This window comes from Moritella sp. PE36 (assembly GCF_000170855.1).
Classification (GTDB): Bacteria; Pseudomonadota; Gammaproteobacteria; order Enterobacterales; family Moritellaceae; genus Moritella.
Map to the genome: position 1 here is coordinate 1 of NZ_ABCQ01000082.1, position 14480 is coordinate 14480.

Consider the following 14480-nt stretch of genomic DNA (forward strand, 5'->3'; position numbering starts at 1 on the left):
AGTAATCAAGCGATTCAAACAGAACTAAAACCCGACGCAGCACCCATTGACGTTAAAGTTATTCTAGTCGGCGATCGTTTCGCGATTAGTCAGCTTACTGAGGGTGACAGAGAGTTATCAAGTCTTGCCAGTTCATTTATTGATTTCTCTTCCGAGTTTAATGTCAGCGAACAAAATATAGCGAACTATGTCGGTTATATTAAATCACTAATCACAGACGCCAATTTGCTTCCCCTCTCGGCTTGTGGCCTTAAGCGCCTATTACAGTTAAGCAGTCGTTGGTGTGAGCATAATAACTACCTCAGTCTTAACGAAGCTAAATTAACAACACTGTTAAGCTATTGCCATCAAATCGCATCAGGTAACAAGTTAGAAAGTATTGATAGTGATACTTTAAATACAGTGTTAAAACTGCAGTATGAAGCGTTGAATGGTTATATCCGCCTGAGTAACGAAGGCATTATAGAAAAACAAATTATTTTAGAAACGCACGGCAGAAAAATTGGCCAAATAAATGGTTTATCCGTGCTTGAAATGGATGGCCACCCAGAGAGTTTTGGTGAGCCGATTCGAATTACTGCGACAGGTCATCTCAATGGTGATGGCGATATCTCTGATGTTGAACGTAAAGCTGAATTAGCTGGCAACATTCACGCCAAATCGATGATGATCATTCAAGGTTTTTTCACCCATACGTTTGCAAAACCCTTGCCTTTACCGATAAGCGCAAATTTAGTATTTGAACAATCATATGGTGAAATTGATGGCGATAGTGCGGCATTAGCTGGCACATGCGCATTATTATCCGTGCTTGCGCAAAAGCCGATTGCACAAAACTTGGCTGTTACTGGTGCTATCGACCAGTTTGGTACTGTACTTGCCGTCGGTGGTATCAATGAAAAACTTGAAGGTTTCCTGCGGATCTGTGAGTTAAATGGTCAAACAGACATGGGGGTTTTAATTCCAGCGGCAAATATAATAAACTTGAACTTAAGCGACAAGCTCGTTGCTGCCGTTAACAATGAACAACTGGCTATTTATCCTATTACCCATATCGACCAAGCTATTGAGCTATTAATGGATATAAAAGCAGGAAAAGTCGACGATGAAGGAAGTCTCTACAATATCATTCAGTTACTTGCTGAAGAAAACGACAAATTAGACGATGATGAAACTGGTTTTGTAAAAAAACTTAAACAATTGTGCGCTAAAATCATTGGCAAACAGGGATGTAACAACTGATTGGACTTGTTAGGCGTACAGATGTACGCTAGAATAGCTTCAAGATAACAAGGATATTATTATGACAAACGAATTAGAGGTTGAAGTGGTACCTATGTCAGCAACAGAACGTAATAGCTTCGATAAAGAAGATTTAGTTAAATGTGGTAACGGCGAGTTATTTGAATCTGAAATCCGTCTTCCAAAAGACAATATGTTGATGATGGATCGCATTCTACACATTGATAGTACTAGTGGTGAATTTGGCAAAGGCGAAATTACTGCAGAGCTAGATATTACCCCTGATTTATGGTTTTTTGACTGTCACTTTGACAGTGATCCTGTTATGCCTGGTTGCCTAGGCCTAGATGCGATGTGGCAATTAGTTGGCTTCTTCCTAGGTTGGAATGGCGCTAAAGGTAAAGGACGCGCACTGGGTGTAGGTGAAGTTAAATTCACAGGCCAAGTATTACCAACAAATAAAAAAGTAACTTATAAAATTACCATGAAGCGTGTTGTACTACGTCGTTTGGTCATGGGTATTGCTGACGCTGAAATGCTTGTAGACGGTAAAGTAATTTACACTGCAAAAGATCTTAAAGTAGGCTTATTCCAAGATACTTCAGTATTCTAATCGTTTACTGATACAGAATAATGATCAACGCCCCTATTAGGGGCGTTTTTTTATGGTTAATCAGTGAAATGCTGAGCCAGAATTTGTCCCCGTAAGACATACCTAGCGATGTGTATGCCCCAACTTACCTACCACTATAGTTTATCTCAATTTCATTTCAAGACAGCACATTACAACCTAGTGGTAGCTAAACTAACCCCGAAACTAACAAAAAGTCCACCGCTGACATAGTTTAACCACTTCGCTATTTTAGGTGTGGTGAGCAAAGCTTTAAGCTTCGTGGCAAAAATAATGACCACAAGAAACCAGCTGGCAACAACCAAAGCTTGAACCAGACCTAATATCATACTTTGCTCTAAAATATGCTGTGGTGAAATAAACTGCGGAAAGATAGATAAATAGAACATCACAATCTTGGGGTTGAGTAAATTAGTCAACAGTCCTTTGGTAAAGCTGCTGATCAAAGATGCGTTCATGGGGCGTTGATTCGGTTCCAATTTTAGCTGAGATAGCTTTAAGCCATTTTTGATATTACTCACACCAAGCCAAAGTAAATAACCTACCCCTAGCCATTTAAAGATATTAAAAGCCACGGAAGACTGCGACAGTAAAAGACTTAATCCTTGGGCTGATACAAATGCATGAACCAGAAAACCAAAACATACACCTAATATATTAACGAAAGCCAGTCGCTTTCCTTGTGCTATTGAGGTATACAAGATTAGAAGTGCGTTGGGACCAGGAATAATTGCCAATAGAAAAACGATGCCAGCGAAGGCCATTATAGTGTTAATAGTCATATTTAAAACTCCAATAAAATATCATGACGTATAGCAATACGCCTTAAATCACTTAATTATGTTGATATCTTATGAAAGTGGCGGGCAGTGAGTACAATCTGACCTAATGACTATATACATATAAATACCTGATTAAATTTTTCGACTATATGTCAAACAAGATTACGAGCAACTATAACGTAGCAAGAACAACAGTTCAATTTATTTAATGAGCCAATTAATACTCTTTAATGCCATTTAATGCAACTCATTACACATGAAAAACCCCGTCAACAGGTGCTAAGGCTGTAATAACGGGGCTTCAGTAGCCTCTCTCACCGAGGCTTTGTGTATCTATTCACTTATTATTTCATGAAGAGCCCTGTACCTCGGATCTCTTGTGCTTCACGCCAACCACCTAGCCACTGACCGCGCGAATCTGCGCTTTGAAATGGACAAACTTCATTCGAGCGACCTGCGGTTCCAGCTTGGTAACCTTTCGAATATGCTCTTTCCAAACGATCTCGTTTCTGTCTCTTCATTCTATATTCCTCAAAAATGATATAACTTAAACCTGAGACTTTCCGTGCCTCTATTAAGTAATAGGTCAAGATATTCGACAAATCAAATAAAAAAGGCACAGTAATAAAATTACTGTGCCTTTGAGAAACAAAAATGATGTTTAGCGATTAATGACTAACGTTTGAAACGACGGAACAACAGCATCATGGTTGGCAATAGTATAAACCATCCCATGCCTGCCCCACTTCGTTCATAGTCTTCATCTGCTTTTATTGGGCATTGAGATACCGTGGATAAATCTTTTATCTCATCAGCAGTGAGCGTCATTGTTAATACAACAGGAGTAGAGCCCACTCTGTTTTTGTAGTTCTCAACATTCTTATAGTCAAAACCATTAGCAACAATAGTGTACGAGCCACTATTGTTATCACTGATACTTATCGCGTTAGCAAAGCGATAACGAACTTCTTCATTAGTACCAAGTGAACCACAATATAAGTCATCTAAATAAGCTGTTTTTTGAGTTTTGTAGTCGTAAATAAAGGCACTTTGGAAACGCGCAGATCCATCTTCCCTTGGTGATGTTTCACCACGGGCATCACGCCAACCTACAATTAAGCCATCATTGTTAATTTTACTAACTTGAGATGTAGCACCTTTAATAGGGTTTGCTTTAAATGGATAGCGAACCGTACCACTAGCGACATCATAAGTGTAAAACTCGGTAACTCGGCTTCTGTTTTGAACCGCCTCGAAAGTGCGGTTACCAACAACAATAAATGCTTGTGAGTCATTATCAGTGCCATCTGCGGCCACAAACGGCACATTAGCCGAAACATAAACAGTATCTGTAATATCAATTGCAACTGTATCGCGAATTACCTTATCGAAATCACTACCAACATCTTCTTTTAGTTTTATTATTTCAAGTTTACTTTTGTAGCTAAGTGTCGATGTAACAGGACTTGTTGCAGGTTCTACAGGCGTCACCTTAGGCATGAATATGGTTGCACGAGCACGGCCCCCACTATCATTATTATAAATATTTTGTGTTGAAAAACCAACAGCAAAACCTGAGGTATTTATCGCATAAGCATTGGCAATATAAGTTGCATCATCTTCATGCCCGCTTAATCCATTAATCCATGTGCTGCTGAATGTTTTAACATTATCCGTGTCATCAGAAACCCAGTATGACGCTTGTAAATTAAAGCCTGGGCAATAGTACAAATCATCATAGTCATTACGGTCATTATAATCAGGTCCTGCATTAAAACATGCATTAAAACGACCACTCGAACCATTAGCATTAGGCCAATTAACACTTGACTGACCAACAATCAATGTCTTGTCATATCCTGGTAGAGATACTTTGGTGAAATCGTAGACAGAACTAAAACCGCCATTGTTAGTACCATCACTTGTAAAATCAACCGCTTGTAATGATTTATCTTCATAAAACCCGCGACGAGTAAAATCGGTATTATTTGTTATATTGCCAATTTTTTCCCCTGTACTATTGATTGCAGTGACTTTAGTAGATTCAGCGACGGTTATGACATTACTATCAAAACCTAAAATTTCATATTCTGTCTCAGGAATATAGTTAGCGTTATAGGTATTTAAAATATTACTGCGCCAAGCATAAAGCCCGTCTTTGCCATCACCACCTTCCTTGCCCTCCCACAATAATTTACATACGTCATCGTTGTATTGACAATATTCGTTATATGTCCAAGGCGCAGCAATGTCAAAAGTAAATGGTTGTCCGTATGTATTAGTATAAATCGCAGTACTTGTTGTTGCAGTAGCAGCACTAGATGTATCCATAGCTGATACAAATGGGCCAAACCTGCCATCAGTTGGAATACTAATTGACGGTGCACTGATTGTCACCGCAATTGCATTCGAACACAAAAGGAGACTAATAATCCCTGCTAGCTTAGTCTTTTTTAAATGCATTATTTTAACGTTTCCTTAGCCTTTCATTTCTTCAAGCTCTTCCCAACGTGCGAAAGCAGTCTCTAGTTCTTGCTCTTTGTTAGCAAGATTTTCAAGCATTGCTTTCGTTTCATCAGCAGGCTTATTAAAGAAATCAGGTTGATTAATTTCAGCTTGCAAGGTTTCAACTAATTCTTCAAGTTGTTCCATTTTTGCAGGCAGTTTATCGAGTTCAACTTGTATATTGTATGGCAGTTTTTTGGTCTTAACGGCCTGAGTTGATTTCTCTTGTTTTGCTGGTTTAGCAACTACCGCGGCTTTCGCTTTTGGCTTTGCTGACATAGATTGTGTATTTGCTTGTTGGTTCTTAGCATCATGGTAACCACCAACAAAATTAGTAATTTGCCCTTTACCATCAAACATCCAGCAACTTGTTACTGTGTTATCAATGAAATTACGATCATGGCTTACTAATAATAACGTACCCTGATAATTGGCAAGTAATTCTTCTAAAAGTTCCAATGTTTCGATATCTAAATCATTGGTTGGTTCATCCATAATCAAAAGATTAGATGGTTTTAGGAACAATTTAGCTAATAATAGACGGTTACGTTCACCACCAGACAGCGCTTTTACCGGAGTACGAGCACGTTGAGGGTGGAATAAGAAGTCTTGTAAGTAACCAAGTATGTGACGAGGTTTACCATTAACCATCACCTCTTGTTTACCGTCACCTAAGTTATCCATTACTGTCTTTTCAAGATCAAGCTCTGTACGGTGCTGATCGAAATAAGAAACTTCTAACTTAGTACCACATTTAATGACACCGGCTTGTGGTTGTAACTCTTCAAGTAACAATTTGATTAAAGTACTTTTACCACAACCATTTGGTCCAACAAATGCGATCTTATCGCCACGCATAATGTTAAAGGTAAAGTCTTTGACGATCTGCTTGTTCTCGTAAGCATAAGTTACATCTTCGCCTTCAAATACACGTTTACCTGAACGAGAAGTCTCATCCACTGTGATCTTAGCTTTACCTTGTACACTTAGACGGTCGCTACGTTCATTACGCATTTCTTTCAGTGCTTTAACACGACCTTCATTACGGGTACGACGGGCTTTAACCCCTTGACGGATCCATACTTCTTCTTGCGCTAGGCGCTTATCGAATAATGCATTTTGTTCGTCTTCAACACGCAGCGCTTCTTCTTTAGCAACTAAATATTGGTCATAGTCACCAGGGAAAGACGAAAGGTTACCACGGTCAATATCAATAATACGCGTTGCCATTGAACGAATAAAACTTCTATCATGGCTTACAAAAATGATGGTACCAGCGAAATCTTTTAAGAACTCTTCTAACCAAAGAATAGATTCAATATCCAAATGGTTTGTTGGTTCATCAAGTAATAACAGATCAGGCTTACAAGCTAATGCACGCGCAAGTGCGGCGCGACGTAACCAACCACCGGATAAATTATCAAGCATCATTTCTGGGTCTAAGTCTAAACGCGTCAATACTTGCTCAATGTTTTGCTCGAACTCCCAGCCATTACGATTATCAAGTTCTTCTTGTAAACGCATCAACTTATTCAGCGATTTTTCACTGTAATCATCAGCAACCAAAATAGATTGATGATGGTAGTCTTTTAATACCTGACCAATATCAGCTAAACCACCGGCTACAAAATCAAAAATAGTAACACCGCTTACTTTCGGTGGATCTTGCTCTAAACGAGAAACTACGGCATCTTGTTCAATACGAACTACACCGTCATCTAGTTGAATATCACCGGCAATAACTTTCATCATTGTTGATTTACCTGCACCATTACGGCCAACAAGACAAACACGTTCTTTTCGTTCAAATACAGCATCGGCATGGTTTAATAACGGTAAGTCGCCGAAGGCTAAACATGCATTTTGTAACGTGATAACAGCCACGATAATTCCTTAATATAAAATTCAATTGTTTCAAAAATAAAACCATTATAGGTAATGTTGAAACAAGCAGTTAGATAGATTCTAACATAAAGTTGTAAAATAGAAAAAATCCGAGCGTTAACAATTAACTGGTAATTGAGAATCCACTCGGATTGAGTCACCTAAATCAGTCTTGTGCGATAAAATCAGCCAATTCTTCAGTATCAAATGGCCAACCAATTTCTTTATCAGTCACAGTGTTCTTAATAACGGGAATACGAATACCATAACGGGCGATGTCAGCTTCATCATGGATGATCTCTACTTGCGTCATGTCATTGACCAAGTGTTGAGCTGTCACCAGTTCCCAAGCGTGCTCACATAAGTGACAACCTTCTGTGGTATAGAATGCGTATTTAGTCATTATGCTACTCGTTCAACAAGCCAACAGTTACTGATGTTTTTGTTACGCGCGAAATCTTTAGAGCGATTTTTTTCAGTAATATTGGTTGCTTTAAGACCTAGTTTTTCAAGTCCTTCAAAATCTAGCTTAAAGTTACGCTTATTGTTAGAGAAAATAATTTCACCACGTGCAGATAGAATATTCTCTAGCCAAGTAAACAATTGTATGTGATCACGTTCTACATCGAAGCTGTCTTCCATACGCTTTGAGTTTGAGAATGTTGGTGGATCAATAAAGATAAGGTCAAACTTGTCTTCACAACGCGCTAGCCAGGCTAAGCAATCCGCTTGTACCACTTCATGCTTACGCATACTGATGTTGTTTAACGCAAAGTTACGTTTTGCCCAATCAAGGTAAGTATTCGACATATCAACAGTAACAGATGATTCTGCACCACCTAGAATTGCGTGAACACTTGCACTGCCAGTATATGAGAATAGGTTTAAGAAACGTTTACCCGCACTCATTTGGCCAAGCATGCGACGTGTTAGACGGTGATCGATAAACAGACCGGTATCTAAGTAATCTTTCATGTTCACTTCAAATTGAGCACCATATTCACTTACCGTAAACACTGACTTAACTTGCTGTATTTTTTCGTACTGGTTGCTGCCTTTTTGTTTTTGGCGAACTTTCAATACCAGTTTGTTCGGATCAATTTGAGTCACATCAAGCGTAACAGCAACAATATCCATGATACGTTGTTTGGCTTTTTGTTCTGGCACGTCTTTCGGCGCTTTGTATTCTTGTACCACAATCCAATCACCGTATAAATCGATAGCAGCATTGTATTCAGGTAAATCCGCATCATAGAGACGGTAGCAGTTAACTTGTTCTTTTTTCGCCCACTTCGTTAACTGTTTAATGTTTTTCTTTAAACGGTTACGGAAGTCTTCGGCAAAACCAGGGGTCATTTGTGTTTCAACGTGTGCTTTGGCTTGACGCGCAATCGATGAAATTTGGTAAATTTTAAGGAAACACTCTAATGAACCGTTGAACAATTTGTATTGCTTATTTGCACGCATGCCTAAACGAGACAGTAAATCAGGGCTTGATGAGAAAAATGCAACATTCCAGCCCGAAAATTCACTCTTCAGACGTTCACCTAATACTTGGTGTAAAACAATCAGTTCAGGTTGCTCACCCATACGTTCACCATAAGGAGGGTTACAAATTAATGTACCTTCACTGGTGAAATCGTTAACGAGGTTTTTAGCGTCACCCGTTTCTAATTCGATGATGTGTTCTAAGCCTGCCGCACGTACGTTGGCTTTTGCTTGGTCAAGTACACGCCAGCTCTTATCAAAGCCGTATACTTTTAAATCACTGTTCGCAATGTTTTTGCGCGCTTGATATTTAGCTTGCGCAACCAGTTCTTCCCAACCAGATTGATCAAAGTCATTCAGTTGTTGGAAGCAATAACGTGTGCGTAAAATACCGGCAGGTACTTTTAAAGCCATTAATGCAGCTTCAATAAGTAAGGTCGCTGAACCACACATAGGATCAACAAGTAAACCATCCGTATAACCACTACGTTTAATGATTGCTGCTGCTAAGTTCTCTTTTAATGGTGCTGCGCCCGTACCTTGACGGTAACCACGTTGATGCAGACCATTACCGCATAGATCAAGAGAAAGCGTCGCTTCTTCACGACGAATGTGCAGGTGAATACGCACATCTGGATCATTTTTAGCCACATTGGGACGGTCGCTCATGCTTTTGTTAAAGCGATCAACAATACCATCTTTAACTTTCAATGCACCAAACTGCGTATCACGGATACTGTCATTAGTACCTGAGCAAGAAACAGCAAATGTTTTATCGATATCGAATATTTTTTCCCAATGCATACCTGTTACCGCAAGATAAAGGTCTAATACATCAAAGATTTTAAATGTTTTTAATTGTAAGGTCACTCGAGATGCTAAGCGGCTCCACAAACAAATTTTATACGCTGTTAATTGAGTTGATTTAAATGAGACACCGGCCATTGTTTCACGGCAGTCTTGTGCGCCAAGTTCAATTAGCTCTTCTTTTAGTAGAAGCTCTAAACCTTTAGGTGAAGAAGCAAAATAAGTGTTGAGTGTAGTCAATTTGAAAGCCTATATTATTTCGAGATACTTTCTGATAAAAAAGAAAGTAAGTTATGTGATTATTTATGGGGGCGAACTATAGCACGCGGCATTATAGTCGCATAGTCATGTTGAGGAAATTGTTAGATAAACGGAGGTTTATTGATAGATTAAGCTATGCCATGATCTGAACGAAGGAAAATGAATCATCTGTTACTTTTTTTGCCACTGCATTATGTAACTGAACGCGGTCGTTCATAACACGAATAACATCAAATCTGGCTAATTTTTTAGCATCAGAAAGTTGAACAGTGTCTTCTAACAGCATGCACGTGGATACACGCTCATCGGCTTCAAGAATCACGAACTGAACATTATGGCCTTTTAAAGACAAGGTGATAATGTCGCCAGTACTAAACGAAACATCAGAATCGTTATAGTCAAAGAACCAGCTTTGCGGCATTTTCACTTTTTGGAAACGTAAACTAGTCACCGCATTTAATGCTATTTGAACTTTTTCAGGCACGTTAAAATCTAAATCTTTGAGTGCTTCTAAGAAATAGTAATAATAGCTTGAATCTTCTGCGCAAAAGTTAATACGGCCTTTGCACAGATTATTCATGTTTCGTTTATCTAAATGGCAAGACATCGCAAGCCCATCAGATAATTGAATAACGATGAATCGACTTGCGCAGTCATATTGCCAATACCATTTGTTGCTTGGTTCTAGTAACATCCTGATACCAGTAGTGTAATTAACTACCGCCTAGTGTAACGACACCAGATCCATAAGTAAATAGCCTTATCAGAAAAATAGACTAAAACCAAGTTAAAAATTACAGACTTTTGACGATATTTTTAACTAATTTAGGGCCTTTATAGATAAATCCGCTGTACACTTGTACTAATTCTGCACCTGCAACAAACTTTTCTTTTGCTGAAACAACAGAATCAATACCGCCTACACCTATGATAGGTAGTTGACCATCAAGCAATACTGCTAATTTACGTACGATCTCAGTACTCGCGTGCTGTACTGGACGACCACTTAAACCACCCGCTTCGCTAGCATGAGGCATATCATGTACCAATGTTCTATCTAGTGTGGTATTAGTTGCAATTACACCATCCATTTTATATTTAACTAATGACTCAGCAACTTGAGCCAACTCTTCATCGGTTAAATCTGGTGCAATTTTAACCGCCAACGGTACATATTTCTCGTGCGTTTTAGTTAATTCAGCCTGACGCTCTTTAAGGCAACTTAATAAACTATCAAGCGCTTCACCATACTGAAGTGTACGCAATCCAGGGGTATTTGGTGATGAGATATTAATGGTGATGTAAGACGCATATTGGTAAACCTTATCCATACAAATCAGGTAGTCTTCATTGCCCTTTTCGATTGGTGTATCTTTGTTTTTACCAATGTTAATACCTAAGATACCTTTATAGTTGGCTTTTTTTACATTTTCAACAAGTGCGTCAACACCTGCATTGTTAAAGCCCATGCGGTTAATAATCGCTTCCGCTTGTGTAATTCGGAATATACGCGGTTTTTCATTACCAGATTGTGGCAATGGAGTTACAGTACCCACTTCTATGAAACCAAATCCCATTGCCGCAAATGCATCAATGCTTTCACCATTTTTATCAAGACCAGCCGCTAAACCGACTGGATTATCAAACGTCAGTCCCATTACGGTCACTGGTTTGCTCGGTAATTTCTGCGAATATAAGCAACTTAAAGGAGTAGAGCCTGTTAATTTTAACCCTTTGATTGTCATTTCATGTACTACTTCAGGGTCTTGCATAAATAAAAATTCACGTACAATACGATATAACATTTTCTATTCCTCATAAAAAAGCACTGTATCAACAGTGCTTCATAATTAAATCATTTTAAATGTGTGCCTAAACAAACATCAATTTACTCGTTAACTTGCACTTCTGCAGCTTAAGTGAAGTAAATTCAATTCGCGTAACGCTACTGAGAATTTAGCAAATTCATGCGAAGAACTCATATTAAAATCAGTCAACATTTGCAGCCAACGAACAACAAGCACTTCATGATCAGATAACCATTCGTCAATTATTATATCGCACTTACCTGTTGATGAACAAGTAGATAACACCACTGATGTTAAGCTACGTTGTTGTAGCGCAAGTTCTTCACGGAACGCAGCTCTTGCAAGTGCTTGCCAATGGTTAGCAACTGGTTGCAAGTTAATTTGATGCATAAAGTCGTGTAACTGTAACTTATTACCTAACGAGAAGAAAATAGGTTGTACTAAAGACATTGGTACTTGGTGCTGCTTGCACACATCTGCAATGTCAAAAGCTGAGAATAGTGTATTTTGATGCACGATCTCATGTGCCACATCAGCTGGTACTGATTTTTCAATTAGACTATCAATACGTTTACTTTGTTTTTCTTTATCTACGTCAACAAGTACTTGCTCAATATTTTCTTTCATACCATCATAAATCGGTTTATAGAAAGCAATGGTAGCAGAAATACTCATGTTGCGATCGCGGTAACGCACTAACCAACATGTGGCACGGCGAATGTAGCGGCGGCTTTCAAATAACATGTCAAGCTGCGTTGCAGAGTCAACTGTGTTGTCTAGCCCTGTCACGGCATCCCACATATTTTCCATGCCAATTACATGTTTACTAATAACAAAACATTTCGCAATTTCTACAACTGGAGAGCCTGTTTCATCTTGCATGCGACCAACAAAGTTCAACCCCATGTCATTAATGATTTCATTTGCAAGTTGAGTGGCAATGATTTCATTTCTTAACGGATGATCTTGCATCTCTGCTTTGTACTTGTCTTGTAACAACTGTGGGAAAGCAGTAATAAGTAATTCAGATAAGAATTCATCTTCAAATACTTCAGGGCAGTTAAGCTGTTCTTTTAACTGCATTTTTGCGTATGCAAGTAACACAGCGAGCTCTGGACGCGTTAAACCTTCGTTTTTAGCCAGACGCTCAGCCAATTCATCTTCACTTGGTAAGAATTCAAGTTGACGGTTAAGCTTGCCTGTACGTTCAAGGATTTGCATGAAACGAATTTGTTCTTTTAATTGCTCCGCTGCACGTGTTTGAGTAACAGATACTGATAAGGTTTGCTTGTAAGCATTATCAAGTACAATTTCAGATACTTCATTCGTCATTGAATACAGTAATTCGTTACGCTGTTTGCGTGTTAAATCACCGCTGCTGACGATACTGTTAAGTAAGATCTTAATGTTAACTTCGTTATCAGAGCAATCAACACCACCAACATTATCAATGAAGTCACTATTAATACGACCACCATTTTTGGCGTATTCAATACGGCCAAGCTGTGTACAACCTAAGTTACCACCCTCGCCGACAATCTTAACGTTGAGTTCATTACCATTAATACGAACATGATCATTTGCACGATCACCAACATCATTATTGGTTTCAGACGTTGCTTTGACATAGGTACCAATACCACCATTCCACAGTAGATCTGCTTGTGATGTTAAGATAGCTTTAATTAAGTCTGTTGGCGTCATTAATGATAAATTCGTACCCAGCATTTTCTTGATTTCAGGCGTTAGCGTGATCGCTTTTGCTGAACGTAAGAAGATACCACTGCCTTTTGACATAATTGAACGATCATAATCCGACCAGCTTGAACGCGGTAAATTGAATAAACGATCACGCTCAGCATAACTTGTTGCACAGTCTGGATTAGGATCGATGAAGATGTGCATGTGGTTAAAGGCCGCGATTAACTTAGTGCTTTTTGATAACAGCATGCCGTTACCAAACACATCTCCCGCCATGTCACCGATAGCAATACAAGTAAACTCTTCTTCTTGGCAGTTTATGCCCATTTCACGGAAGTGACGTTTAACTGACTCCCAAGCGCCTTTAGCCGTAATTCCCATTTTTTTATGGTCATAACCGACTGAACCACCAGATGCAAATGCATCACCAAGCCAGAAGTTGTACTCATCACTGATTTCGTTAGCGATATCAGAGAAAGTTGCTGTCCCTTTATCTGCAGCAACAACCAAGTATGAATCATCTTCATCATAGAAGCGGACATTTGTTGGATGAACCAGTTCACCGTCGACAATATTATCAGTTATATCAAGTAAACCACGGATAAACGTGCGGTAACACTCTTTACCGATATTGAAGGCTTCATCACGGTTATGAGAAGGTAGAATTTGTTTACAAACAAAACCACCTTTAGCGCCGACAGGTACAATTACCGTATTTTTCACTTGCTGTGCTTTTACTAGGCCAAGCACTTCGGTACGGAAATCTTCACGACGGTCAGACCAACGTAACCCGCCACGTGCAACTTTGCCACCACGTAAATGAACACCTTCAACTTGCGGTGAATACACGAACACTTCAAACTTTGGCAGTGGCAATGGCATATCAGGGATCAGTGATGACTCAAATTTGAATGAGATATACGCTTTGCTTTGATCTGCCGTTTTTAATTTTGAATCAATTTGATAGAAGTTAGTACGTGATGTAGCCGTGATAAGGTCGATGAAACGACGAATAATACGGTCATCATCCAAGTTGTTAACTTGCTCTAGCTTAGTTTCAAAGTTAGCGATGATATCTAAGCTATCAATTTCGCCCTGGTCCATTGCAAACTTTTGGTGGAAATAGCTATACAAGCTATTCGCCAATTCAGGTAACGACGCTAACGTGTTCTCAATATACGCTTGGCTAAAATTGTTACCAATTTGACGCATGTATTTTGCGTATGATCTCAGTACCGAGATTTGACGACCAGACAAGTTAGTCTTAAGTACTAATTTATTAAAACCATCATTTTCTAAACGGTTTTCCCATACTTGATAGAAGGTTGACATAAAGTCAGCGCTACGCTCTGTGGTATCAAGTACATTATC

At 39.0% G+C, this 14480-nt stretch carries 11 protein-coding genes; 2 read left to right on the forward strand and 9 right to left on the reverse strand.

The genetic code is table 11. The annotated features are described in order from the left end of the window. Both PE36_RS22475 and fabA read left to right on the forward strand, forming a co-directional pair. Positions 1 to 1242, forward strand: a 1242-nt coding sequence (locus tag PE36_RS22475) for a S16 family serine protease (protein WP_006034416.1), incomplete at its 5' end; no start/stop codon positions are given. Between the two features lie 94 nt (positions 1243 to 1336). Then, complete coding sequence (gene fabA, locus PE36_RS22480) at positions 1337 to 1855, forward strand: bifunctional 3-hydroxydecanoyl-ACP dehydratase/trans-2-decenoyl-ACP isomerase (RefSeq protein ID WP_198138644.1); 519 nt, start codon at positions 1337 to 1339, stop codon at positions 1853 to 1855. Between the two features lie 170 nt (positions 1856 to 2025). Here the strand turns inward: fabA and PE36_RS22485 are convergent, their stop codons facing one another. The 9 genes from PE36_RS22485 to PE36_RS22525 all read right to left on the reverse strand — a co-directional run. Next, positions 2026 to 2655 carry a LysE family translocator gene (locus tag PE36_RS22485; protein WP_043994993.1) on the reverse strand — a complete coding sequence of 210 codons (630 nt, stop codon included), beginning with the start codon at positions 2653 to 2655 and terminating at the stop codon, positions 2026 to 2028. A 344-nt stretch (positions 2656 to 2999) separates the two neighbouring features. Beyond that, positions 3000 to 3176 carry a ribosome modulation factor gene (gene rmf / locus PE36_RS22490; protein WP_006034419.1) on the reverse strand — a complete coding sequence of 59 codons (177 nt, stop codon included), beginning with the start codon at positions 3174 to 3176 and terminating at the stop codon, positions 3000 to 3002. 154 nt (positions 3177 to 3330) lie between these two features. Next, the gene (locus PE36_RS22495; protein ID WP_006034420.1) at positions 3331 to 5118 is read right to left on the reverse strand and encodes a DUF3466 family protein; all 1788 of its coding nucleotides are present in this window, start codon (positions 5116 to 5118) and stop codon (positions 3331 to 3333) included. Positions 5119 to 5133: 15 nt separating this feature from the next. Beyond that, on the reverse strand, positions 5134 to 7044 hold the full coding sequence (locus PE36_RS22500) for an ABC transporter ATP-binding protein (RefSeq protein WP_006034421.1): 1911 nt from the start codon (positions 7042 to 7044) through the stop codon (positions 5134 to 5136). 166 nt (positions 7045 to 7210) lie between these two features. Then, a complete protein-coding gene (locus PE36_RS22505; protein WP_006034422.1) occupies positions 7211 to 7447 on the reverse strand; it encodes a glutaredoxin family protein in 237 nt (78 codons plus the stop codon). Then, entirely contained in the window at positions 7447 to 9579 is a 2133-nt protein-coding gene (gene rlmKL, locus PE36_RS22510; protein ID WP_006034423.1) for a bifunctional 23S rRNA (guanine(2069)-N(7))-methyltransferase RlmK/23S rRNA (guanine(2445)-N(2))-methyltransferase RlmL, read from the reverse strand. Before rlmKL ends, PE36_RS22505 begins: the two co-directional genes overlap by 1 nt. Before the next feature lie 154 nt (positions 9580 to 9733). Then, positions 9734 to 10294 (reverse strand): cell division protein ZapC domain-containing protein, encoded by a 561-nt coding sequence (locus PE36_RS22515; protein ID WP_006034424.1) that lies wholly within the window; start codon positions 10292 to 10294, stop codon positions 9734 to 9736. A gap of 100 nt (positions 10295 to 10394) precedes the next feature. Further along, on the reverse strand, positions 10395 to 11405 hold the full coding sequence (gene pyrD / locus PE36_RS22520; RefSeq protein ID WP_006034425.1) for a quinone-dependent dihydroorotate dehydrogenase: 1011 nt from the start codon (positions 11403 to 11405) through the stop codon (positions 10395 to 10397). Between the two features lie 90 nt (positions 11406 to 11495). Beyond that, on the reverse strand, positions 11496 to 14480 hold a 2985-nt coding region (locus tag PE36_RS22525), incomplete at its 5' end, for an NAD-glutamate dehydrogenase domain-containing protein (protein ID WP_006034426.1).

What these genes read in the sequence shown, in the direction of transcription:
- fabA (WP_198138644.1), top strand. Translation starts at nt 1,337, where the DNA reads ATGTCAGCAACAGAACGTAATAGCTTCGATAAAGAAGATTTAGTTAAA.
- PE36_RS22485 (WP_043994993.1), bottom strand. Translation starts at nt 2,655, where the DNA reads ATGACTATTAACACTATAATGGCCTTCGCTGGCATCGTTTTTCTATTG.
- rmf (WP_006034419.1), bottom strand. Translation starts at nt 3,176, where the DNA reads ATGAAGAGACAGAAACGAGATCGTTTGGAAAGAGCATATTCGAAAGGT.
- PE36_RS22495 (WP_006034420.1), bottom strand. Translation starts at nt 5,118, where the DNA reads ATGCATTTAAAAAAGACTAAGCTAGCAGGGATTATTAGTCTCCTTTTG.
- PE36_RS22505 (WP_006034422.1), bottom strand. Translation starts at nt 7,447, where the DNA reads ATGACTAAATACGCATTCTATACCACAGAAGGTTGTCACTTATGTGAG.
- PE36_RS22515 (WP_006034424.1), bottom strand. Translation starts at nt 10,294, where the DNA reads ATGTTACTAGAACCAAGCAACAAATGGTATTGGCAATATGACTGCGCA.
- pyrD (WP_006034425.1), bottom strand. Translation starts at nt 11,405, where the DNA reads ATGTTATATCGTATTGTACGTGAATTTTTATTTATGCAAGACCCTGAA.